The following is a 25673-nucleotide window of genomic DNA, read 5'->3' as shown; positions in this document are numbered from 1 at the left end:
GCACGAGTAGCAAACACCTGTCATTCTTCTTCCCGAGTTGCAACTTCATCTACTGGCAGGCCTAGTTTAGCATCACCTCACCTATTATCATTCTTAAACCATGGGCCAAATTTCTTAGGCTCATCGCTCAATATTCCTCCCTTGCGCAGATGCTTTGGCAGAACTCGAATAAACCAAATGCTCATTACTATAAATAGTGGCAGCCCAATCAGTAGCATCGCCTTGTTATCATCTAACTGGAAAGCTATTCGGCATAATCCCGCAACTATAAATGACCAGAATCCAGCGCCAACAAACGAAAATAAACTGACCGTCCCACATACCTCCAAAATTGCGTAAAGTCGTCGCCAGTTCATTTTCCCTCTCCAGCATGACGAATGTCATTGACTACTGCTCCACCCTTTGAACCTACCCCAAATAGCAGAGTTCCCTGGGTCACTCCATACGGTAAAGGCATATGGGTGAACGGATTCAATATCGGGTTATTAATCCTCGGAACTGTCACATTAAACATAGAGCTCGGACGATTCAACCCATCCGCCACGCCAATTCTGAGCGGAACAGAAGCCCGTAGAGCCAAAGCGGCTGTCCCGAAATTAAGTGCGTCATACACGGTATTGCCCCATATCGGACTGATTTGAGTAAATCCCCACCGCAATGGATTTATACCCTGGGCATCGGTACCATTGTATCGATTGTATAGCCCTACTCCGCCTTCTACCATATCGCTTATACCAAAGCTAATCATGCTAACTCCTGCAACACACCCAACACCAGTCGTCGCACAAATTGTAGCCCCTGTCTTGGCAGTGACGCCACCCGCCACCACCTTCGCCACATCCTTTACCACCCCCACCGGATCGCTCTTCACCGCATCACCAATCTTCTGGCCTGACGTATACTCGAACAGCCCCGCCTCTTTCTGTTGATTCACCCAATCGATCTCTGGTTGAAGCTGTGAAGCCTCAAGCTGGCTCACATAGCGCTTCGTGTACTCCTCGCTTCCCGGCTTGTACTCCGCCCAGCATTTCACCGCGTAGCACGCCGCTTTGACTAGCCGCTCTTGCTCCGCCTTATTGCTGTCCGCCTTTTCCGCGATCGCCCTCTTTTCGTTGTCGTTAATCTGCCGATTAAACCGCCCCTTCGTCACCGCAGCCGTCGTCGCAGTCGGTGTGTCTTGGCCCGCCATCCCCGCCACCGCTGCCACCAATGAACTCACCAGGTTCGTTTGCGCTTCTTTCTGACGCTGCGTCAACCCCTGCGTCGGCCCGAGTAACGAGCCCAGCATCGAACTGGCCGCCGCCCCCATCGCGCCCGCTCCGCAATCCTGGCGGCTAGCCGCCGCGCCCGCGCATCCCACCAGCGCATGCAGCGCCGCGCGCGCTTCCTCGCTTCGTAAGCCATCCGCCACGCGTTTCACTTCGCTGGCCGCCAAACCCTGCACGTAATTGACGGTCGCCGACAGGGCAAACTGCCCCGCGCCTGCCGTCACATTGCCACCCGCTGCGGCGCCCAGCGCCGACAGCGCGCGTCGATAAGTGCCACCCGGGCCCCATTGCGCCTTTAGCTGTGCCGCTTGCTGTTGCGCTTGCGCCCTGGCCTGCGCACTCAGATTCGGGTCCTGGGCCGCTTGTTGTGCTTCATCCAGTTGCGCTTGACGATGGCCCACAAACGTGCCGATTTGATGCGTCAACTGATTCGCAATCTCGAACCCCGCCTGAATCTTCTCCTTGTCGAAGATTGGCTTAAGCGCGTTATCGCCATCCTGTCCACTCCGCACTTGCTGGTTCAGCCCGGCCAGGCTTTGCGCAACGTCTCGCCCCGTCAAAGCTTTCTGTTGCGCCTCATCCGTAATGCGAATCGTACCCGTGCTGATCCCGCTCAGCGTCGTGCTGCTGGCCTTGCCCGAAGCGGCCATCACGCTCGGCGGCGCAACGCTGAATCCGCCCGGAGTCGACGGCAGCTTGCTACCCGGTACTTGCTCCGCGCCCGTCGCCGCCTGTCCAGACTGGTTCGTGCCAACCCCTTCCAGATCTTCGCCACCACCACTGCCGCCCACACTGTAACCTCCGCTCAGGCCCACGCTACTGGCGTTGTATTCGGCGTAGTTGACGATATCCTCGGTACTTAACGTGCGCGTCGTCAAACTATTCGCTCCGTCATGCACCGCCTGCTGCGTACTGGCGATCGCCGCGCCCTTCAGGCTCGTGTGATCCTTGACGTTAATCTGGAAACCACCGTCGCCCGCTTGGATGCCACTGCGCTCGGTCACGCTCGCCCAATCGCTTGCAATCTTTTGCTGGCTGAAGCTGACACTACCCGACACCCCCAAACCCGCCGTCACGCTGCCGCCGAGCGACATGTCCCGGCTGCGCTCGCTACTGCGCTCTTGCAGGCTTTCGAGGTGCAGATCCCCGCCCACTTCGCCGATCACTTGCCGGCCACTGAGCACCGCGCCCTTAAGCGTAGTGTCGCCGCCCGACTCCAGCACCAGTCGGTTGCCCGCGCTCAGGTGGGTGGGTGTCCAGTTCACGTCAGTGCCTTCGCCCCAGCCGCGTGCGCCACTGACGTTCGCTGTCACACCAGCTGTCTTGCCTTGGGAGTTTAGGTTCACCGCCACGCCTGCGCCCCCGCTGAGGCTGCTGTGGGTCAGGTGCGACTCGCGAGCGTTTTGCGCGGCCAGCAGGTTGATTTTGCCGTCGGCCTTCAGTTGGACATCACCGCCACCCTGGATCTCGCTACCTTGTACAGTCAACGTGGAATCTTGGCCGGGACCGATAGCTTGAACCCTCACGTTGCCGCCAGCGGCAATGCTCGAACCCGATGCGGTGGCACGGTTGTAAGTGGCCTGGCTCCCGCTCTGCGCGCCGCCCACAGTGACTGAAATGTTAACCCCGCCACCCGATTTTGGATCCTGAGCGATGGCGTCGGCAGTGTTCTTGACGGCCAAGCCAGTCGTCACGCCCGCCAACGCTTGCATACGGGGATCGGATGTCTGTCCGACCGACCGCTCCATCTGCTGCGCGGTCTGAACCGCCGCCATCGCTGGCGCCGTCACCGCCACGGTCAAACCCGATTGCTTGAATTGAGTTTGCTGCGTACCCTGACTCTGCTCACGGGCTTCCGTAATAATGACTTCGCCCGCCTGAATATCCACATCGCCCCGCGGCGTGAGGATATGACTGCCTTCTTGCCGATAGAGCTGTTTGGCAGCTAAGGTCACGTTACCATTGGTCGAGCCCACGGTGGAAGCCATGGCACGAGTGCCGGCCTCTTGCTGGTCAGCGCTGTGCGCCTGACTGCCAATTGTCACCGACATCGCGCCGTTATGTAGTAAACCACGCTTCTTGGTCTCCTTAAAGTGGCTTTCGCTGTAGGTCTGCGTCGCAGCCTGGATAGTCAGGTCGTTTTGCGCCTCAATAAACGTGCCCTTATCTGACACGACGTTGCTGCCGGTCAAGGTCACGTTGCGGCCTTGCACCGCCACCGTGTGGCCGCTGAAGATGCTGGCCTGCGCAGTCGTGTCCACCAGGCTGTCGCGAGTGGTGGTTTGACTGGAGCCGAACAGATTACGACTTTTATACTGCCGGCCTTCGCTCCAGTGACGACTTGTTTGCCCGCCCACGATGTTGACATCCCCATCAGCCAGCGCCACCAATGTGCCTTGGTCGCTGTTGACGCGGGCCGCACGGGCATTCAGGTCGCCGCCAGCCTGCATGCGTACGTCACCCCGCGCATGCACGGTGGTCCCGACCTCTTGCTCAATGCCTTGCTTGAGGTAGTTGCTGGCGTCGATGACGTTGCGTTCTTGCTCCGCGACTTTGACCGTGACCAGACTCAGATTACGGCCGGCGATTAGGGCGGTCTGGCCGTTCTGCCCATTGTTGGCGATCTGCGCGGCAATTAGATTGACGTCGCGCCCGGCGCTGGCCGCTAGGGGGCCGCCAAGGGGGTAGTTAACGCTCAGACCGGCTATACGGTCCAGATGGGTACGGCTAAAGTCACTCTGGCCAGCTTGCTTGGCATCGCTGCGGGTTGTAGTGACCATATTCAGGTCGCGGCCAGCCTGAACGAATAAGGCTTGGTCAGCGTCAATGCTGCCACCGATTATGTCAATGTCGCCAAGCGCCTGAGCAGATACTGTCTTGCCAGTGATCCGGCCGCCAACGTTACGCAAATTTTCGGCATTCAGCTGCACGGCAGTGTGTCCCGCGAGGGTGCCTGTGTTGACGAGCTCGTCCTTGAGTCGCATGTCGATCGATTCCGCGGCGAGCAGTGTGCCGTTACCGTCAAGGTCACCCGGCTTGACTCGGGCGTAGACTTGCGGCACTAGCGCGCGAGTGACAGTACCATCGGGTAGGTGCACGTCCTGCTCAACCAGCCAGACGATATCGCGAGTCAACTGCGCCATTTGCTGCGCGCTCAGCGCCACGCCAGGACGCAGGTTCCATGCTTTCGCATAAGCGCTGCCGGCCTCGAGCAACGCTTGATATTGCGCCTCATCGCTGGCATAGCCTTTCAAAAAACGCCGACCTGTCAGTTGCGCGACTTGCTCACGCACCAGCATTTGTTCGTAAAATCCGTCGCCCAGGCGCTTGTGTGTGGCGGCCGGATTGTGCTTTCCTTGTGACAGTAGGGTAGCAGCGCTTTGCCAGGTGCGATAGTCGGTAAAGCGCGGATCGGTCTCGATCAGATAGCTGCCATTGTTGGGCTGAACACGAAATAAGCTGTTAGCCGGTACCTGGGCGCTCGGCTGGACAGTACGGATAACCATAGGGGCATCGCCGTGCGTATCAAGCCCACCTTGCTCATTTTGGCCGCTCGTTGGTTCTTGACCGCTTATCACCGGATTCTGACCCGCTATCACCGGCCCCTGACCGCTTATCGCCGGATCCGGACCGCTTATCGCGACATCGATCTGGCCCAGTTCAGGAGCGCGCACACTGGGCACGGCCGACACTTCGACAATCTCGCTTGCTTTCAGCGCGTCATCTGCCTGGCTAAGCTGTTGCTGTTCGATCGCATAGCCACGCACGCCGCTGGCGGTATGCTGCTCGACCTTGGAGACGGGCAGCTCAATCGTGTGCACGATGTCGGCTGGCGTGTAAGCAATCCGTGCCTCCCAGTGGCGGTCATGCCGGCGTTTCAAGCCGCCACGCCATTCATTCCAAGTGTACTGGCTAGTGCCTACCTCGCGGGTGATATGCTGGCCAAACACAGCCTCATTTTTCAGGTTACCCAAATCGCCCTGTAAAGTGCCGCCGACGAAAATATGGCTTTTGTCATTGGTGAAGTTTTCACCGTGCAGCACAAGATTACCGCCCGAGCGAATGAGCGCCGGTGCGCTTTGTGTAACCCGGGTCTCGTATTCGGTGCGCGTTATATCGTACTGAGTCCAATTGCTGATTTCGGCGCCCGTGCCGTTGTGAAAATAACAGCCGGATTTGTGCCCTCCCGCCCAATGATAGTCGTTGATATCGTGTTTATTGGGATCACCGGCTGGCTGGAGCGCTATGCTCTGGGTGGGCCCGCTAACCTGCACCAGTTCAGTGGCAAAGTGTGCGTTGCGATTGAGCAGATGCTGGGTATTGAAACTTAGGCCGCCCAGCGATTCAATCGTGGCGCTGTCGTTGAGTACGTGAGCGGCACGATCCACGGCCTGGCCCTGCTCATTCAGCGCGCCGGCAATGTTTAGCGCCGTACTATCATGGCCAGCACTAAAGATCAGCGCCTGCTCGTGGTTGTTGACGACGTTTGCACCGATATCCAGCTGTGTCCTCGCAGCAATGACTGCGGCCCGGCCATGCTCCTGTCGATTGTCAATGGTGTTGGCCTGCAACGCAAGGTGATCACCGTAGAAACGCCCCGTGCCAACATTGTCTACGGCATCGGCCTCAACACGCGTCTGCACGCCATCGATTAGGCCACGGTTAGACAGCTTGCCATCGGTGGCCACCCACACGCGGTTGCCATTGATCCGGCCATCGACGGTGTTGTCGATCTGCGCGCCCCGAACTTCGAGCTCGCCTGCTTGAAAAACACCGCGGTTGGTCAGTTGTCCCCCCGTGCGGATGACGGCATGGCCGTTGGCAATCACTTCGTGATCGTTGTCAAAGTCTTGCTGCAGCGCCAAGTTTAAATCGCCGTTGGACAGCAAACGGCCCGCTCCGCTTAGCTTACTCGCACCGATATCCAGCCGGGCCCGTGCGGCGATGACCGCCGCCTGGCCATCCTCCTGTCGATTGTCAACGGTGTTGGCCTGCAGCGTAAGGTGATCACCGTAGAGGCGGCCCGTGCCGACATTGTCCACCGCACTGGCCCCAATGCGCGTCTGCACGCCGTCAATCAGGCCACGGTTAGACAGCTTGCCACCGGTGGCCACCCACACGCGGTTCCCGTTGATCCGGCCACCGACGGTGTTGTCGATCTGCGCGCCGTGTACTTCGAGTTCGCCTGCTTGAAGAACACCGCGGTTGGTCAGTTGTCCCTCCGTGCGGACGACGGCATGGCCGTTGGCCATCACTTCGTTCTCGTTGTCAAAGTCCTGCTGCAACGCCAAGTTTAAATCGCCGTCGGACAGCAAACGGCCCGCTCCGCTCAGCCTGCTTGCATCGATATCCAGCCGTGTCCGTGCGGCGATGACTGCAGCTTGGCCGTCCTCCTGTCGATTGTCAACGGTGTTGGCTTGCAGCGTAAGGTGATCACCGTAGAGGCGCCCCGTGCCGATATTGTCCACCACGCCGGCCTCGATGCGCGTCTGCGCGCCATCGATTAGACCATGGTTAGATAACTTGCCATCGGTGGCCACCCCCACGCGGTTTCCGTTGATCCGGCCACCGACGGTGTTGTCGATCTGCGCGCCCCGTACTTCAAGCTCGTCTGCCTCGAAAGTACCGCGGTTAACCAGCCGGCCCGGGGTGCGAATGACGGCATGGCCGTTGGCAGTCACTTCGTTCTCGTTGTCAAAGTCCTGCTGCAACGCTAAGTTCAGATTGCCCTTAGACAGTAAATGGCCTGCTCCGCGCAGACTCTCAGCCTCGACACGGAGGTCAGTGCCGGACAATAGCGTGCCAGCCGGGTTATACACATGATCGGCAAAAACCTGAATGCTACCGGCCGAGGAGACGTTGCCCTGCGTGTTGTCCAGCACGCTATCAGTGCCCGCGCCGGTGATCTCCACGCGGCGATTGGCGGTGATGGTCCCGGCATGGTTGTCGATATGCTTGGCCGTCAACGCAACGGCGTCGCCTCGCAAACCTAACGGCGTACCCGGGTCCGTGCTACGGGTGTCACGGTTATAAATCCGCTTAGCGTTCAGCGATAACTCGCCACTCGCGGCTATCAGGCCACCATCGTTATCAGTGACATCAGCCACGCCCATCTGCAGCGCCTGTCCAGCCTGTATCACGCCACCCCTATTGCGCAGACTGTCAGCCTTGAGCCCGACTTCGGCGCTGCCGCCAAACTGGCCTTGAGTATTGTTCAACGCACCAACGTGCGCGGTGAGTTGGCCTTGACTATGCACCACGCCGGCGCGATTGTGCAGTTCGCCACTATTTAAGTCCAACTCCCCGCCGCTAAAGATGCCGCCCGTTTTGCCGGAATCGATGTTACGCACCGTTTGACCGTGTGTTTGCACGCGCATCGCGCCGCACGATTGCACTAACCCGCCGGTGTTATCCAGTGCGCCACTGCTCACGTCGAGGCGACCGGCGGTGCTCATCAGTGTGCCGCCAGTGTTATTTAGTGTCGCCTGCCGAGTATCGAGTTTGACCTGACTGCCCCGGATCGCGCCGTCGGTATTGTCCAAACCTGTGCTGTCCAACGTCAGCTCGCCGGCGGCCTGGAGCGTGCCGCCCGCGTTATGGGTATGGCCTTGACTGTCCACCTTCAAGTGGCCTTCGGTTGCGCTCACCAAACCGTCTTCGCGATTATCCAGCGTGGTGGACGTGACGCGCAGTCCGTGGGCACCGATCAGCTTACCCCGGCGATTGTCCACTGTAGATGCGGTTACACTCAAATCACCGTCGGCGGCGAGCGTACCTTGCGCACGGTTGTCGAGCGTGCCGCCAACGCTCACGTTCAAGTTGGATTGACCTTTGGTTCTGATCATGCCACCCTGGTTACGTAAATCGCGCGCCTGCACCGTCGCGTTGCCGGCAGCAACAAGCTGGCCATTGATATTGTTGAGTTGATCAGCGATGTCAACCTGCGTGTCGTGTGTGCCGGCCGCGCTAATCCTACCTCGTTCGTTGGTCAGCTGTTGCGCCTGCAACGTCAACGCGCCATTACCGCGAATGGCGCCGTGGGTGTTGTCCAACACGTCGCGCACCTTCAACTCGAGCATGCCGGCGCCACTGCTGCGCAGCACGCCTTCGGCGGTAATCAGCGTGTCTGTGTCAACATGAATCTGCTTGGCTTGAGTCAAGCCGCCGCGCAAGTCAGCCCTATGACTTGTCAGGGTCAAAACGCCATCGCTTGTCAGCGTGCCACCGACGCCTTCAAACTGTGGCACCTCGATCTGCAAACGGCCACCGCCAGCGTGCTGCACGCGACCTTGTGCGTTCTTGAGCGTGCTGGCACGGATATGCAGCGCACCGTCGCTGACAATCTGCCCGCCTCGGCTATTATCAAGCTCATCCATCACCTCCAGACGATTATCGCCGCCGGCTACCACCAGCTGACCCGCGCGGTTATCGAACGATTGGGCGTTCAGCGTTAGCGGCCCGGCTAGTTGCATCTGCCCCTTCTCGTTTTGCAGTGCGCCGAGTTGGAGTTGATGGCTGCCTGTTACGTATAGTTCACCCAGACGGTTGACCAGATCGCCGTCCTTTACGTTTAAATCGCGCACGCCTAAATGCCCGCCCTCATTGTCCAGGCCCGCGCGGGCGGTCAGATCAATGGCACTTTTGGCCATGATGCGGCCGCCGTCGTTATCCAGTATGTGGGTAACGTTGAGCGCACCCGCCGCGAGCGGCGCGGCGTCGCTGTCACCCGAGATGTTTATGCCCGACGTGCCGTCATGCCCGGGCATCGTGGCGGCATCGGCATCCGCCCCAGCCTGTCCGATGCGGCCGTCCTCCCGGTTACGAACCTGCGCGGCATGTACAACCAGGTCCTGGGCGCCGGTTTGCTCAATGGTGCCACCTCGGTTTGTAACGGAATCCGCGTTTACTTCCAGGCGCATAGCATTCAAGGTGCCGCCCCGGTTGTCCAGATCTTTTGGGGTGTAGAGCACGAGTTCGCGTCCAGCGCTGATCGTACCGCTGTTGGCCACGCCACCGCCGACGTCCAAACGCGTATTGGTCCTAGCCTGCAGGGCGCCGCTGTTTTCCAAGCGGCCGTCGGCGGTCACCACCAGTTCGCCGGCTGATGCGCCGATTTGGCCAGCGTTGCGCATACCCACGCCGTGCTCGGTACCGAGCAGGACGATTTTCTGCGCGTACATGCCGCCGAGTTGGCTCACGTCCAGAGCGAAAGCCGGCACATTGCTGTCTGTGGTAATTGGATCCACCACGCTCTGGCTGGCACTGACCTGATTGACGCCGGTTGTCACGCGTAGCTGCTGAGCCCAGAGGCCAGCATTGATCTGGACGGAGCGCGCGATAATGTCGGTATAATCGGCGCGGCTCGCATCGAGCCCGCCGCCGGCAATGGTAACGGCGCCTTGCTGCACGCGGTAGCCGTCGAGGTTGCCGCCATTCATGATCGGGGCGCCGGTGGTCAGCGTGACGCGATTGGCATTGATGAAGCCACAGCCGTCGCAACTGATCCCCGCCGGATTGGCAACCACGACTTGCGCACGCTCGCCGGCCACTTCCATGTAGCCGCGCAACTGGCTTGGATGACTGGCGTTGATCTCATTGAGAATCACACGTGCGGTGCCGTTGACTAGCCACGGATTACCTTGCACCCAGCCGCCGAGCTGCGTCTGCGCGTGGGTACTAGCATTGTTGAGAATCACGCCCCGATGGTCGACGTCAAATTGCCTATAGGTATTGCGCGACACACCGCTTGCGCTGGGGGCTTGAATGTTGATCAATGGCACGCCATTGGCGGCGTTTAGCACGGTTGGCTGCTGGTCGCGAGGCGCGCCAGGATCAGCCACGATCTGCGCTTGTGCAAGATCAACGACCATTCCGAGCGACACCAGAATCGAAAAATCCAGTGCCCGCATCGTCGCCAGCAGGCTGCACGCCGAGCGGGCGGCCCGAACGCCGCGCTGCTTGCGTTGACTGGCGACATGCTCCGCCACGGCCATCTGTAAACCGCGAGCCCGATTGAAGATGACTCGATATAAATGTGAATTCATGACGGGTACTCAGGAAAGGTAGCAGTCCTAACGTCGATACCTAGTATGACCAGTTGACGTTAAAGCCGGCGTTGAAGCGACGGGTCTGAAAACCCGCCGGCTTGCTAAGCGGCGTACCGACAAAAACGTCCCAGAGCAGCCCCTTGGCCCCGCCGCGCAGGCCAATCACAGCACCGGCTAAGTGCTGCCCAATCAAGAAGTGGGCGGATGACCCGCCCACTTCTGCATAATCAGCACCCAAATAAAGCGTCTGACCGGTGCGATTCAGCGACCAGCTTAGGTCATTGCGCACCAGCCAGCCTCGGTCGCCGATCAAGGCGCTTTCGCCATCAAAACCGCGCACGGTATAGCGCCCGCCGATGGACAAGCGTTCCGGCAACGCGAGCGGCGTGCGGCTCCATTGTCCGCGCCATGCCGTGGTGTAGCGTAGTCGCTGTGCAGCAATGGTCAATGGGATGGTCAGTTGAGCGTCTGCAGTAATCAGCGATGGGCGCGACGTCCCCTCGCCAAAAAATTCCTCCGGCGCCGGCTGAGCCCCTAACATACCCGTACCTTTGCGATACGCCACGCCGCCCTCCAGCGTGGCGGAACCGATGAATTCGCGGTGACTTAAACCGATTTCCCAGCCCGCCGTGTGGCGGCGCTGTACCTCGATCTCGGTGTCATCGATGAAGCTGTGCGCATGGCGTAGCCACCCGCGCACATGAGCGTAGGTCTTGCGCACGGCATCGCGATAAAGCAGGCGCGAGAGGCGCACTTCAGTAAGATCGCCATCACCACCGTAGCGGTAGGTTTGGTAGGCGCCCACGACCGGCTGGTGATAATCATAGCCACTGGTGGTGAAACCCAGGAGCCAGTAACGATACGGCACCTCATAGTGAACGGTGTAGCCACGCGTGCCTTTGGGGCCGCTATGCCCGCCGCCAAGGTCGTGGTTGAAGCTGGCGTAAAACAGATCATTAAGCGTCCACCAGTTGTCGTACGAAACGGTCACGCTACCCTGGTACCGACCCGTGTACCGGCTGCCTGCATCGTCGATAGAGACGTTTAAACGCACCGGATGCGCCTGTGTCCACGCAATCACCAGGTCGCTTTCGCCAGGCTGGGCGTCGGGCCCTTCAGCCGGTGTGATTTGGATGTCAGCGTCGGCCGTCGGCACGCGCTTGAAGTTTTCCAGCGCCTGCTCGAGGTCACGCAGGTTGAGCAAATCGCCTGATGTAATCGGCACGGCGTTCCACCGCGTCGCGCGCGGACTGCTATCGTCGGTGAAACGGATCGCGCGGATCCTCCCCGGAATAAGCGTGAGCGCCAACGTGCCAGCCTTCAAATCCTGCGGGGCCGCCAGCACACGCGTGGTCACGTAGCCACGCGCGACAATCGCATTTTGCACCCGCTTCATCGTCAGGTTGATGCCTGCCGTGCCCAGGCAGCGGCCAATGGCCGGGTCGTCCGGTGGATTGGCCGCCGCTAACGCCCATTGGAAGTGCGTGGCCGTGTCGCCGTCGAGTGTTATGCGCTCGATGCGAAAACAGGGCGACTCTTGCGCGGGAAGACGCGCTTGCTCAGGCGCTAACGGGCGTGTCAACCGCACGTCCGGCGTGGCCTCACGCTGCTGCCGAAGTACGCGCTCGCGTTCCTGCTCGCGCAGCGGCTGCTGTTCGGCACCATCGAGCGGTAGCGCTTGCGCCAACATCATCGGCGCTAGACCCACGCAAAACCCTACCCCTTTTCCGCCCCACTGGCGATGACCAACCGCCTGCTTCCCCTTTTTCCTTATCATAATAATCACTTTTTGCCTAGCGCTAGCAGCTAAATAACGCATGCTAGGGCCAATCCTAGCAGAACTCGCGCGCTCCACACTCGAGCAGCCGCCGCAGTCCTCCGTTATAGGCTGGCCGCGAGCGTAAAGGCATGAAGAAGCGATCGGCCCGGCACCACCATGTTGATCGGGGTACATGCTGTTTCCAGCCGAAACACCGTAAGGACCCGGTGAAGGCCCCCCAGACGAAATTTCCATCGATTAGGCCGCGGCGAGCGACCAATGATGTGCCATTCACCGGTGAGTGGGTCATCCAGCCACGCTGCAGGCAGCGGACCAGCATTGGCAACAAGCAGTGAACCGCAGCTGGTTTGGTGCAGACTCCAATGCTTAAGAGTGATTCATCGGGCTTTACCCGACCTCGAAGGATGAAGCAAACCTCTAATGCCGCCAGATCCGCCACAGGATAGTATGCGTAGGCAGCGGTGGTCGAAGTCAGCTCATTATCGGATGCGCCGAACTCATTTGACAGTTGGACCCACAGCCAAACGCTGGAATTTCAGAACGACCCTGATTCTGGAGCAACCTCAGCCCCTTGGCCGCCTCGATGGTCTCGGCCAGCGAAGAGGTATCAGGAACCTTGTGTGCTAAGGCTGGTTAAAAGATCTCAGTTCATGGCGCTGGTGAACCACTCGCCGGACAGAATAGCGAACTGATTGATGGCTTGCCGCCAAGGGATAAGCGGCATCTACCCATTCTTTTCGATATTGCGCAAGGCTACATACATCAGCTTGTTGTCGGCTTCGTCGCTTGGGAAGCGACCGCGATTTTTCACGGCCTTACGCAACTACATGTGCATGCTTTCAATGGCGTTGGTAACTGGCATGATACGAACCGGTACCCCGCGTATTCCCGCCGCGAAGTTTTCGGCGTAGGTTACGACTATCCGAGACAGGAGCACCGGGTATCACCGGCTCCCATTGGCGTTGCCACCTCGCTGCGCGGGTATGTCAGGCGAGCCAGTTCGATCCATCCGCCAAGAACCCAGAAATAGCCGCGTCGCATCCTGCTAGCCGATGCCATCGTCATGACGCTCAGGTAACATGTTGATCGGACATCTTCTTGCCTCCAATCAAAGTTCAACCGCGCGCACGCGACTTGGCGCCACATCGGTGAAGCGCGGTACGTCAGCCATCACTTCAGGCACTTCCGGCGAACTAAACGCGGCCTTCACTGCTGCTTCGTCGCGGAAAATGCATTCGCAGATGGCGATGGTGCCGACCTGCCCTGCAGCAGGAAAAAACGCAGTAGCGCTAAGCAAGCCGTACTGTTGCCAAGCCTTCATCACCAGCGGTAGGTGATGGGTAACGTAATAGGTTCGGTCAAACCGGGTTTGCGGTGTGCCTTGATAGGTCACATACACGACCACCGGCGTGTTACTTGTGCTCATAGAAGTGCCTCTATCTACCGGATCTGATACCAGAAAATTATCAATAGCGAACGATGGGGCTGCGGCGAGCAGGACGAAAGTGCAGCATACAATTTGCATGAAGCGTTGAAACATGGCAGTGTTCCCTCAGTAAAAAGTGGGGCAATTCGATCTGTTATGGCTCGGAAGCCATCATTAATATACCAATCAATACCTATCTTACGGACGCTACCTCGCCTGCGCACAACCCGCCATTGGCAAGCACAAGCGACCACGCTACGTACGCGGACGGTCAGAGCTTTTTCGGTCCTGTTCGCTTCCGACCGAACACTAACGTAAGCAAGTGGCATTGCTTTGATTTATGTATCGATTGGTACATTAATGGGCACCTACGAGATTGTCAACGGTTTACGTATCTTTAGTATATTCACCATGGAGCAATTCTGGAGCTTGAGATGGCGACAATGGGACGCCCGCGAACCTTCAATCGAGAGCAAGCGGTCGAGGAAGCAATGCATCTTTTCTGGGAGAACGGCTACGAGTCGACGTCGTTGAGCCAATTAAAGGCCTGCATCGGCGGAGGCATCTCCGCGCCAAGCTTTTATGCAGCCTTCGGCTCTAAGGAGGCACTATTTCATGAATGCGTGCAGCGCTATCTGGCCACCTACGCTCGGGTGGTGGAGTGCCTGTGGGACACCGGTCTGTCCCCGCGCGATGCCATCGAAACGGCATTACGCCGTTCGGCCAAGATGCAGTGCGAGCGCGGGCATCCGAAGGGATGTATGGTCGGCTTAGGCGTACTGAGCGCCCCTTCCGAGAAGCACTCGGCAGTTACCGCACCGCTGACGCGTTCACGTGCACAGACCCGAGCCGGCATTGTTGCATGCATTGAGCGGGGCATCGCCAGCGGCGAACTGCGCGCCAATGTCAATGTCCGCGCCTTGTCTACGGTATTCGACAGTTTCCTGCTAGGGCTGTCCACCTTAGCTCGAGACGGCGTTCGCCACACCGTCATAGATGCCGCTATCACCCATGTCATGTCGGTTTGGGATGCATCGCGAGCAGTCACGGACAGTGAATCCCCATCAGCGGAACGCCGCTAAGCCAAGCAAGACTGGGCTGCCAAAGCTACGCTGATAGGATGCAGCTAAGGCCGCAAATAAGGCCGCGCAGAGGCGGCTACATGGTGCAGGGCCTGCGTTTGTCGGATGAAACTGGGCGCCAGTTCCGGTCACACGCTTGAACACGTCGGCGTGTCCGACCTTCAGCGGCGTGTCTGGCCATCAACGTTTTCGAACGCTGGCGCAGCGCGTCAAAGCGCCCGGCGTGCTGCGTTGGATCGGCGAGCGACCGTCCATTTCATTGAACAACGGGTTGACTGACCGCATGGCGCTAAGACCAATGAAACGTCCAATCTAATTTTTTAAGTGCGACGGCTGGCGGCGCTATGCGTTGTGTTGCTCCAAACCAAACCTATTATTGCTGCATCGCCAGCTTCAGTCCAAGCAGGACGAAGATGATGCCAATCATTTTTTTCTCCCAGCGGCGCAGCCAGTGTAAACGCGACATGATGCGGCCAAGCGAGCGTATCGAAAAGATTACAGCCGTCAAGTACAACATGCCTATGGCGACAAAGATCAGCCCGAGCACGACGAACTGCCAAAACGTCGCACCGCGCTCCGGCTGCGCAAACTGTGGCAGGAATGCAAGAAAGAACAACGCGACTTCTGGATTGAGCACCTCGATCAGCATCGCTTGAACAAAGGCCTTCCTAGGTGAAACCGCAGCCGGCTTCGGCGTGAGCGCATACCCAAGTGTCGGTTTCTCGAGCAACACCTGCACCCCAAGATAGAGTAGATACGCGGCGCCAGCCAACTTAACGATATTGAATGCCAGCGCTGAGGTCATCAGCAACGCGGATAAGCCCACTGCTGCACAAAGCGTGTGGATAAGATCTCCAGCCGCCACACCGAGCCCGGTGAATACGCCGATTGTGCGGCCGCCTTGTACTGTGCGCGTGAGCACCAGCAACACAGCTGGCCCGGGAATCAGCAACAGTCCGAGCACGACCACGACAAAGGTGCCCAAAGTCGAAAAGTCCAGCATCGAAAGCTCCTATCGCCGTTCATCGATCACCTCAAGCCACGTCCATGCTTGCCGCCATTAAGGCTGACACATGCGCAATATCAGCCCATAGCCATTCTCGTGAGCCTGAGCGCGATTGCTGCGCGTGTGTAGCATGCGATTTTCGCGCGGGCAACGTCTAGACAACCACAGCGTGTTTTGCAAGTCAGTGAATAATGCTTCGAAGCTCTCGCTTCGTTTGGCAACATGGAAGCATTCCCAGCGCGAGAAGGCCAGCACGAAATGATACAGCCAGTGATCGAATGGCGAGCCGGCGATCGTCACGCGTAGCCCAGCCATGTCGGTAAAATCCGACAGGTCTTGTGCACCACACTCGTGCTGCTGCGGGAAAACTTCTCTTGGTAGGCCGGAACTTGCCCGCCAGCACCGCACGCGTCGTTCCAGAGTGCAGTGTGTGCTGTCCGGATACCGCCTAGCATGTGCTGTATCTGGATACTGCCCGGGGGTGATCAGGCTGGAACTTGCGCAGGACCGTGATGTCTTTGCGCAATAGATGCTCGCCAATTCGTACAATTGACTCTGCCTGCAAATCGTGTTAAGTCGTCGGGCGCACTGGCGCTGGCATCCACAGCAGCAGACAACTTCAGTTGCGGCGGTATTGCACAGCAGGTGACGGACAAGCTGCCAATGTGCCCATGTTCGAACTGATTGAGCCAAGACACGGAAGTCGATGTGAAATGAACAGGGAAGCGCCGATAATGAGCGGACCAGCTATTGATCGAAGGCGTGTTGTGTGTACCGTGGTTGCCCATCACCAGATGCCCGTCCATTTCGACGGGCACGCTGGCGATCGTGCGCGCATTACGGCCTGCTGTCGCCAAACAGGTTCATGATCTGCTGGCGCTCTGCCGAATTCACATCAGGCGGCGGCGCCGGCGGTTGCATGCCACCTGGCCCCACCGTGCCAAACTGTGCGTTCGAATCGCTTGCGCCGGCCGGCGCGTTCGCGTCGAGCCCGATCGACGCGACAAAGCCGTTACCCGGCGTCTTATCCGCGTAGAACAGTTCGCCATCGATCATCGTCAACCCCTCGGGTACCGGCGCTTGGTACTGCGGCACGCCACGCAGCGCGCGCCCCATGTACTGGACCCAGATTGGCAGCGCCAGTTGCGCGCCAAATTCTCGACTGCCGAGCGATTTGGGCTGGTCGTAACCCATCCACGCGACCGCGACCAGGGTGTGCTGATAGCCGGCGAACCAGCCGTCCTTGGCGTCGTTGGTCGTCCCAGTCTTGCCAGCCAGGTCGCCGCGATGCAACGCGTTGGTTCCCGAGCCCGTGCCTACCGACGCGACCGAATGCAGCAGGCTGTTCATCACATACGCATTGCGCGGCGCAATCACCTGCGGTGCATCCTGGCCGGCCACCAGCGGCTGGGCCTGCAGCAGCGGCTCGCCGTGCGCATCGTCGACCTGCGCGATCAAATACGGATTGACCCGATAGCCACCGTTCGCGAAGATTGAATAGGCTGCCGCCGACTGCAACGGCGTCACCAGCCCCGCGCCCAGTGCCATCGGTAGGTAGGGTGGCGTTTTGTCAGGGTCGAAGCCGAACCGCTCGGTCACGTATTGCTGCGCGTACTGCGTGCCGATATACGACAGAATCCGGATCGATACCAGGTTCTTAGACTTCTGCAACGCCACGCGCATCGGCATCGGGCCCTCAGGTTGGTCATCGTCCTTCGGTTCCCACGCCTGCCCACCCGGTGTCGTCGGCGGAAAATACAACGGCGCGTCGTTAATGATGGTCGCCGGGCCCAACCCTTTTTCCAACGCGGCCGAATAAACGAACGGCTTAAAGCTCGAGCCCGGTTGCCGCCACGCCTGTGTGACGTGGTTGAATTTGTTCTTATTGAAATCGAAGCCGCCGACCAGCGCGCGGATCGCACCATTCTGCGGCACGACCGACACAAGCGCACCCTCGACCTGCGGCAGCTGCATAATCGAGGCCCGACCGTTCGCATCGCGCACGATGCGGATGACCGAGCCTGCTCGGATCCGCACTGCTGCCGACGCACGGGGCGACAGTGCGCCTGCGGCAAAGCGCAGCCCGTCGCCTCTGATCTGCACGACGGTGCCGTCGGACAACTGCGCATCGACCTGCCGCGGGCTCGCATCAATGACCACGGCGGCAAGCAAATCACCATTGTCCGGATGGTCAACGAGCACGTCCTCGATCGCCTGATCGCGCTTGCCCCCGGCGGGCGGCAGCTCGATGCCCGCCTCCGGTCCGCGATAGCCATGGCGGCGCTCGTAGTCGAGCACGCCTTTGCGTACCGCATCGTAGGCGGCGGCCTGATCCGCCGAGTCGATCGTCGTCGTGACCGTCAGCCCGCGCGTATAGGCTTCGTCACGATATTGCGCGTACATCGCCTGGCGCACCATTTCGGCGACGTATTCCGCGTGCACACTGTATTCGTTGCCCGCCGTGCGCACGTGCAAGTCTTCATGGATCGCTTGGTCGTATTGGTCTTGCGTAATGTAGCGCAGCTCGAGCATGCGTTTCAGGATGTATTCTTGCCGCACCTTCGCACGCCTGGGATTAACGATCGGGTTGTAGGCGGACGGCGCCTTCGGCAATCCCGCCAGCATGGCGGCCTGCGCTAGCGTGATGTCCTTCAGGTCCTTGCCAAAGTACACGCGGGCCGCCGCGGCAAATCCGTACGCGCGCTGACCGAGATAGATCTGATTCATGTACAACTCGAGAATCTGATCCTTAGACAGCGCCGCCTCAATCTTATAGGCGAGCAACATCTCGTAGATCTTGCGCGTATAGGTTTTTTCGCTGGACAGGAAGAAGTTGCGCGCTACCTGCATCGTAATTGTGCTCGCGCCCTGCGCACGCCCGCCGTGCACTAGGTCCGTGATGCCCGAGCGCAGGATACCGATGAAGTCCACACCACCGTGCTCGTAGAACCGATAGTCTTCGATCGCCAGCACGGCCTTCTTCATCATGTCGGGCGCGTCCTGGATTTGCACAAGGCTGCGGCGCTCCTCGCCGAATTCGCCGATCAACACGTGGTCGGCCGTGTAGACGCGCAATGGAACCTTAGGGCGATAGTCAATCAACACGTCCAGCGATGGCAGCTTTGGTCGCATCACAACCAGCGCGTAGCCCAGCACCAGTGCGCCGATCATTGCGGTGGCCGCCACCAGGCAGGCAAAGCCCAGCATAAACGAGGCAGCCCGCGAGCGCGACCCGCTCCGCTGGCGTGCCGCGGCACGCTGCCGCGTCGGTGGTGCACGACGCTCGCCGCGTTGAGGATCGGACGGATCGGGTCGTTTTACGGTAGGCATGTCAGGATAGCGCCGCGGTCTTGTCGACGCGCGTGATGTTACCGCCCCGTGCGGATTGCGGCGTCGCGACAAAACGCGCATTTTAATGCGTGCACGCGGCACTCTCCCCGACTTTTTTGTAAGCAATTGCTGATGCGCGCTACCGTGCCGCGTCGGCGCGGCGTTGTGTATGATCCTCACGTCAGACAGCGCGGCGGCGCAACGAATCCGCCATCAACCCGTCAAAGCGCAGGCATAGCTGCGCGCGCCGGCCAACGGCGCGACAAGTGCGGCCCTTGCAACCGCCCGCCCGGTCCTACTATTCGCGGCGGCCGATGCTCGGGCGCGGCCCAATCAACGGAGGAATTCATGTCACTACTGAACACCATCTCGCGTACGCTCAAGGGCCTGTTGAACGACGCAGCCGAATCGGTCCAGGATCCCGCGCGCGACGCGCGGCAGATCGTACGCGAACTCGACGACAGCATCGCGAAAGCGGAGAACTCGCTGATCGAGATCGAGGCGCAGGTCGCGATGCAGCGCAGCAAGCGCGACGTCGCCGATGACAAGGTGAAGAAGTACGAAGACGGAGCGAAACGCGCGCTGCAAGCCGGCGATGAGGCACTGGCTCGCGAAGCACTCAGTGCCCAGGCGAATGCGCAGGCCGAACGCGACGCGATTGCAAAGGAACTGGCGGCACTGGAGCCGTCGGTGGAACAGCTCAAGCAGCAAATCAACGAGATGCGCGAACGTCGCAACGACCTGAATGCGCGCTCGAACATCTTGCAAGCCAAGCAGCAGATTGCGCAAGCGAAGGACACGGCGGCCACCGCGCTAGGCGGCATCGGCGGGCAAAACCTTGCAGAGGACTTTCAGAAACTCGAGGACAAAGTCGCGCTGCAGAACGCGCGCTCCGACTCGCGGCTGAACTCGGCCGACGAGCGTAGCGGCAAAGCGCTGGATGACAAGCTGGCCGCGCTATCCAAGGGGCCCTCTGTGGACGATCGTCTCGAGGCGCTGAAGAAGCAGCTCAGTACGACTGCCCAGTCGTAAACCGCGTGCGCCGCGCTCCGGCGCACGCCTCTGTATGGGCCGATGCATGGCCCGATCAAACGATGAAGAAACTACTGGCGATCATCCTGGCCGGCGCCGCCATCGCAGCGTCGGCTGCAGCCTTTGCGGTGCCCAGCACACGCGAAGTCAACAACGCAATTGCACGAGGCAACTGGCAGCAGGCGCACAGCCAGCTCGTCGAAGTGTTGCGCGCGCATCCGAACAGCGCCCATGCACACTACCTGTACGGCCAGGTACTCGCCCAGGAAGGCCGAGTCCCGGACGCACTGGCCGAACTTCAGAAAGCGCGGGCGCTCGACCCTGAACTGCGCTTTGCCTCCAGCGCCGCGCAGTTCAACGCCATCGAGGCGCGCGTGCAGCAACAGGCCGAACATGCGGTGTCGCGCAGTAGGCCGTTGCCGTCTGCGCCCGCGATACTGCCCGGCACCGCCGGCACGGCGGTGGCGCCCATCGCGCCGCCTTTGCAGGCGTCACGCCACAGCCCGTCGATCGGCAGGTGGATCGGCTTTGTTATCGTGCTCGCGTTGGTCGTACTGCTGGTGCGACGTACCGTGTTGCGCGCACGTTCGAATGATGATAGTCGCGCGAAGGAGCAGCGTCGCGCGCAACTCAAGCATGCAACCGAACTGCTGAACGCGACGCGCTCGCTCAAGCTCGATGTGCGCCTCTCGACGGTGCCGGGACATGAAGCACTACTTGGCGAAGTCGACGCGATCGAAACCGCGTTGCGCGAGTTGACCGACAAACTTGCGAACCACGGTAGTCCGGTGCCAGACTACGCACTCGAGGATCTCAAACGTCGTCTGGACAGCGCCCGGGCCCGCACTGAAGGACGAGCCGAGCCGAATGCGGCCGCGGGCAACGCCGGCACCGGTACCGGTAAGTCGTCAAGCAGCGGGAACCCGTCCGTGTATGCCCAGGAAGCCGAACGGTTCGGCCATGCACAAGGCGGCGCGGCGCCGCCGACGCAACCGCAACCGCAACCGCAACCGACCGTGATCGTGCAGCACCCAGGCGGCGGTGGGAGTAGCATGGGCGGGCTGTTGACCGGCGTGCTGCTCGGTCAAATGCTCGGGGGCAGCCGCGAGCAGGTGATCGAGCGCGATGTGATCGTCGATGACGAGCGCCGGTGCGACCATCCGGGCACACAGCTTGACCCAGGATTCGATGTCGGCCGCGGCAACGACGATTGGGGCGACAACACGAGCGGTAACATCGACGTCGGCGACAACGACGACTCGAACTGGACCTAAACAGCCCACGCATTGCGCGCCGCCGATGGGACGTCTACTGCAACTGCAATCGCAACTACGGCTACGGCTACGGCTACGGCTACGGCTACGACTACGACTACGACTACGACTACGACTACGACTACGACTACGACTACGACTACGACTACGACTGCAGCATAGATTTGCCGGCGGACAATCGCCCGATGAAACGCTGCGCCGCATCCAGCAACGCATCGCGGCTCGCCGGCGCATTGATATCGTCTTGCGATAATTCCTCGGTGGTCATCACGCGTAGGATCGTTCGAATGCGGCGGCCAGCCTGACGGCAACGTCGTCGGCCCGTTCCGGCAGCACGTTGGTAAAACTCATCAACAGCGCCTCACGTCGCCGCTGATGCAAATACCACGGCGACAGCGCATCGGGCGCGAGGCCGCTGCGCACCGCTGCCCGGGCCAGCAATACGTCGTTCGCCAACGAGCCGTCGCGTGGCGCGGAAGACTCACGCAGCCAGCCAATCAGATGCATGCCGCCAACGCTGGGCGAAATATCCAATACGCCGCCGACGCGACGGTGCAACGCCGCGGCAAGTGCGTCGCGCCGCGCCGCATACGCGGCACGCATCCGGCGGATGTGCCGGCTGAAATGTCCGGCTTCGATAAAGGCCGCGATGCTTTCCTGCAGCGTCAGGGCCGGGGGCGGCGCTAGCAACGCGGCCACCTTGGCCAAGTGCCCGGCGAGCGCAGGCGGCGCGACGATATAGCCGAGCCGCAGGCCGGGCGCGAGCGCCTTGCTGAAGGAGCCGACGTAGAGCACCCGCTCGCCGCCATCCAGGCTTGCCAGCGCGGGCAACGGCCGGCTTGAGTAGCGGAATTCCCCATCATAGTCGTCCTCGACGACCCACGCGTTGGCGCGCGCCGCCCAGTCCAGCAACGCAAGCCGCCGCGGCAATGACAGCGATACCCCCAGCGGCGCTTGGTGCGAAGGCGTGACCAGCGCCATGTAGGCCCGTGGTGCCTTCGCCACGCCAGCATCGACATCCAGTCCTTCGTCGTCCACCGGCACGCCAACCAATTGCGCGCCGGTCAGCTTCAACGCGTCGCGTGCCCGCCAGTAGCCAGGATCCTCGAACCAGATCAGGCGCGACGCCGTCGCCGGCAATAACGCCGTCATCAACAGTCCAAGTGCGCCATGATACCCGTTCGTAATAATGATCCTGGCAGGGTCGCAGTCTATTCCGCGTGCTATCGCAAGATGGCCGGCAATCGCATAACGTAAGCGGAACTGACCTTGCGCATCACCGTAACTGAACGCCTCCGTGGCCAACGCGCGCCCTTCGTGACTAGCCACCCGGGCCCACAGCTTGCGCGGGAACAAGTCCAATGCAGGCAGTCCCATTTGCAATGGCGCCACGGCTATCGCGGCACTCACCGGTGCACTATTGGCCGACGGTGCAGGTGCAAGCTTCGCCGGTCCATGCTGTGGTGAGAGTCGTGCGTTGACCCGGGTGCCAGCTGCGCCGCGCGTCTCGATGAATCCTTCCGCCGCGAGCAACTCGTAGGCGAGTTCAACCGTGCCACGGGCGGTATTGAGTTGTGTAGCGAGCGCGCGCGTGGATGGCAGCCGCATGCCGGGGGGCAACCGACCGTCCAGAATACCCTCGCGAAGCCGGGTGACCAGTTGCCGATACATTGGCTCACCACGCCGGCGATCTAGCGCTAGCGTGCAGGCCCAATCGGCCGCCGGCATCGTGCTGGGCCGGCCTTCGCGCGCCACGGCCCGCTTGCCGCCGTGCTCCGCTGTCATCGCCCTGCTCCAGCTTGCATCATGGCCTAATCATTTAAACCGTTTTTGGCCTTTTACGATAACCCATTCGCCGCCTACGATAAAGGCTCATAGTCCATTGACGCGAAAGGAAACCATGATGAGCCAACCCCGCCTGCCTTACCGTGAACTGTCCAAGGATGCCTATCTTGCATTGGCGTCAGTCAACGCCGCGCTGGGACGCTCCACGCTCGGCCAGAAGTTGTGTGACCTTGTGTTCCTACGTGTATCACAAATCAACGGATGCGCGTTTTGCGTCGACATGCATTCACACGACCTGGTTCAGCAAGGCGAAGACGTGCAGCGCCTGCTCAGCGTGCCGACCTGGCGCGAGACCAAGCTGTTCGATGCGCGGGAGAGCGCCGCGCTGAACTGGGCCGAGCGCCTGACCACACTACCTGGCGGTCATCCAGCCGATGCCGATTTTGAGGCACTGAAGGCTCACTTCAGCGACACGGAGATTGCCGACCTGACTTTCGCGGTCGCGGTGATCAATGCCTGGAACCGACTCGGCGTCGGCATGCAACTGCCGGTTACACGCCGTACCGATAGCGCCGCTTGAGCCGCTGGGCCGGAAACCCCATTCACGAGAGCGCAAAAATAGCTGCTTGCTCGCAGCGTCAAGCGGTGGGCGTGGACAACGCGTCATCGCTGCCCTTGGCTATCGCGATCTGTTCGATCAGGCCTTCGAGCAGTGTGAAGTTGACTGGCTTGGTCAGATGCGACATAAAGCCGGCCTCCAGACAGCGGCGCACGTCATCATCCGAGCCATAGCCGGTCAGCGCCACCGCCGGCACGCGTGCGCCAGTCTCCATGCCCCGCAACGCCGTGATCAGGTCCAGCCCCGTACCATCGGGCAAGCCAATATCGCTGACCACGAGATCGAAGCGCCGCTGTCGTGCAGCCTGCAGCGCCGAGGCCACGGTCCCGGTCGCGATCACGTTGTGGCCAAAGCCCTCGATGAGCTGAGCCATCACGTCGGCTGTGTCCTGGTGGTCCTCGACCAGCAGGATGTCCAGCGTGGCACGCTGCGGCGCCGCCGCGATCGTGCCGCGCTCCATCACCGGCCCGGGTGCCTCGACACTAGGCAGCACGATTGTAAAGGTGGCGCCGCGCCCTAATCCCTCACTGGCGGCGTGCACCGTCCCGCCATGCACGTCGGTCAGCGCCTTGGTGATTGCCAGGCCCAGGCCCAGGCCACCGTACTGCTGGGTGGTGCGCCGTCCCCCCTGCTCGAATGCGTTGAAGAGTCGCCCCAGTTGCTCTGGCGCGATGCCGATACCGCTATCCTGCACGTCAATCCGGATCTGTGGTGCACCCGCTTCGGATGGCGCCTCGGCATCGCGCGTGCGCAGCACGATGCGGCCACGCTCGGGCGTAAACTTGGCTGCGTTCTTGATCAAGTTCCACAACATCTGTTGCAACCGCGCACGGTCACCACGCACGAAGCGATGCTGTGCAGCGCAATCCAGTTCCACACGCAATTGCTTGACCTGGATGTCGCTGCGAAAAATCTCCAGCACCGCATCGATGAGTTCATGCACGTCCACCGTCTCCAACGCCAGCAGCAGCTTACCGTTGGCCACCCGCGTCAAATCCAGTAAATCGTCGATCAGGCGGGCCTCCAACTCGATGTTGCGTCGAATGATCTTCATGGCAGAGCGCACCGGATCGGGAACGTCACGAGCGCGCTCGAGCATTCGCGCACTGGCCAACACCGGCGTAAGTGGCGTGCGCAATTCGTGCGACAACATCGCGAGAAAACGGTCCTTCGCACGATTGGCCTCTTCGGCCGCCTGCCGCGCCGCCTGCTCGGACTGGAGCAGCCGCTCGCGCTCGTCGCTCGCCTCGCGCTGATCTTGAATGTCCGTACACGTGCCGAACCACTTCACAATGCGCCCGTCTGCTTCGTGCAATGCCGTGCCTCGCACACAAAACCAGCGATACACGCCGTCATGACGCCGCAGCCTTACCTCACGGATGAAGCTGTCCGTGCCCCGCCCGATGGTCTGTCGCCATGCATCACGCAGTGCGGGAAGATCATCGACATGTACCGCGTCGAACCACCCGGCACCGAGTCCCGCGCTAGCCGGCATTCCGGTGTAATCCGACCATTGCCTGGACAGAAAATCGCATTCGCCGCTCGGCGTGCAAGTCCAGACCAGATGCGGCAGCGCTTCAGCAATGGTCCGATAGTGCCGCTCGCGATCGCGCGTGCGCTCAGACTCCGCCACAACACGCCGCATCCGCGCTTCGTTCAACGCACGTTCGACGGCCTCGGGCAGGTAATCGAGGTAATCGGCCGCTTTCGGCACCACATCGGACACACCGGCACGCAACGCCTCAATGATCCGCGACTCGTCCGAAAAGCCTGTCGCCAGGATGGCCGGCAGTTTGATCCCGCGCGCAACCAGTCCGCGGAAAAAATCCAGTCCGGTTTGTGGCGTACCGAGCCGGTAGTCGAGCACGAGCAGATCGGGCAACGGCTCGCCAATGCAATCAAGCGCCTGCTGCACCGTCGAACATGCGCTGACACGATAGCCGGCCCGCCGCAACGCACGCGCCGCAAGCAGTAGGATGCCCTCGTCATCGTCGAGCACCAGCACGTGAGCATCGCTGGACATG

Annotated in this window: 12 protein-coding genes and 1 pseudogene; 4 read left to right on the top strand and 9 right to left on the bottom strand. The window is 60.6% G+C overall.

The window, feature by feature from the left end; translation table 11 throughout:
• Positions 1-352: 352 nt before the first annotated feature.
• The 4 genes and pseudogenes from RA167_RS05355 to RA167_RS05340 all read right to left on the bottom strand — a co-directional run bounded on the left by RA167_RS05355 (position 353) and on the right by RA167_RS05340 (position 13635).
• On the bottom strand, positions 353-10312 hold the full coding sequence (locus RA167_RS05355) for a hemagglutinin repeat-containing protein (protein WP_083706060.1): 9960 nt from the start codon (positions 10310-10312) through the stop codon (positions 353-355).
• A 40-nt stretch (positions 10313-10352) separates the two neighbouring features.
• A complete protein-coding gene (locus RA167_RS05350) occupies positions 10353-12008 on the bottom strand; it encodes a ShlB/FhaC/HecB family hemolysin secretion/activation protein (RefSeq protein WP_083706059.1) in 1656 nt (551 codons plus the stop codon).
• Between the two features lie 730 nt (positions 12009-12738).
• Positions 12739-12963 (bottom strand): annotated as a pseudogene (locus RA167_RS15645) (transposase); the annotation flags it as partial.
• A 240-nt stretch (positions 12964-13203) separates the two neighbouring features.
• Entirely contained in the window at positions 13204-13635 is a 432-nt protein-coding gene (locus RA167_RS05340) for an EthD family reductase (RefSeq protein WP_237574295.1), read from the bottom strand.
• 320 nt (positions 13636-13955) lie between these two features.
• Here RA167_RS05340 and RA167_RS05335 point away from each other — a divergent pair, with 320 nt between their 5' ends.
• Positions 13956-14603 carry a TetR/AcrR family transcriptional regulator gene (locus tag RA167_RS05335; RefSeq protein WP_076786940.1) on the top strand — a complete coding sequence of 216 codons (648 nt, stop codon included), beginning with the start codon at positions 13956-13958 and terminating at the stop codon, positions 14601-14603.
• Positions 14604-14976: 373 nt separating this feature from the next.
• On the opposite strand, the gene RA167_RS05330 is transcribed toward RA167_RS05335, so the two are convergent.
• The gene (locus RA167_RS05330; protein WP_076786938.1) at positions 14977-15606 is read right to left on the bottom strand and encodes a LysE family translocator; all 630 of its coding nucleotides are present in this window, start codon (positions 15604-15606) and stop codon (positions 14977-14979) included.
• Between the two features lie 840 nt (positions 15607-16446).
• Positions 16447-18939, bottom strand: a complete 2493-nt coding sequence (locus RA167_RS05325) for a penicillin-binding protein 1A (protein WP_076787850.1) — start codon at positions 18937-18939, stop codon at positions 16447-16449.
• Between the two features lie 348 nt (positions 18940-19287).
• Here RA167_RS05325 and RA167_RS05320 point away from each other — a divergent pair, with 348 nt between their 5' ends.
• On the top strand, positions 19288-19971 hold the full coding sequence (locus RA167_RS05320) for a PspA/IM30 family protein (protein ID WP_076787852.1): 684 nt from the start codon (positions 19288-19290) through the stop codon (positions 19969-19971).
• 62 nt (positions 19972-20033) lie between these two features.
• Positions 20034-21245 (top strand): tetratricopeptide repeat protein, encoded by a 1212-nt coding sequence (locus RA167_RS05315; protein WP_076786934.1) that lies wholly within the window; start codon positions 20034-20036, stop codon positions 21243-21245.
• A gap of 145 nt (positions 21246-21390) precedes the next feature.
• Here the strand turns inward: RA167_RS05315 and RA167_RS05310 are convergent, their stop codons facing one another.
• Both RA167_RS05310 and RA167_RS05305 read right to left on the bottom strand, forming a co-directional pair.
• Entirely contained in the window at positions 21391-21516 is a 126-nt protein-coding gene (locus RA167_RS05310) for a hypothetical protein (RefSeq protein ID WP_255710744.1), read from the bottom strand.
• On the bottom strand, positions 21513-23030 hold the full coding sequence (locus RA167_RS05305; protein ID WP_237574296.1) for a PLP-dependent aminotransferase family protein: 1518 nt from the start codon (positions 23028-23030) through the stop codon (positions 21513-21515). The genes RA167_RS05310 and RA167_RS05305 overlap by 4 nt, the downstream gene beginning before the upstream one ends.
• Positions 23031-23145: 115 nt before the next feature.
• Between RA167_RS05305 and RA167_RS05300 the strand changes: the two genes are divergently transcribed.
• Positions 23146-23610: a carboxymuconolactone decarboxylase family protein gene (locus RA167_RS05300; RefSeq protein ID WP_370642964.1), complete on the top strand. Its 465-nt coding sequence runs from the start codon at positions 23146-23148 to the stop codon at positions 23608-23610.
• A gap of 58 nt (positions 23611-23668) precedes the next feature.
• On the opposite strand, the gene RA167_RS05295 is transcribed toward RA167_RS05300, so the two are convergent.
• Positions 23669-25672 carry a response regulator gene (locus RA167_RS05295; RefSeq protein WP_076786932.1) on the bottom strand — a complete coding sequence of 668 codons (2004 nt, stop codon included), beginning with the start codon at positions 25670-25672 and terminating at the stop codon, positions 23669-23671.
• Between the last annotated feature and the right edge of the window lies 1 nt (position 25673).

Source organism: Mycetohabitans endofungorum (assembly GCF_037477895.1).
In the GTDB taxonomy this organism is placed as follows: Bacteria; Pseudomonadota; Gammaproteobacteria; order Burkholderiales; family Burkholderiaceae; genus Mycetohabitans.
The sequence above is the reverse complement of the archived record's forward strand: the minus strand, read 5'-3'. Positions and strand labels throughout refer to the sequence as shown.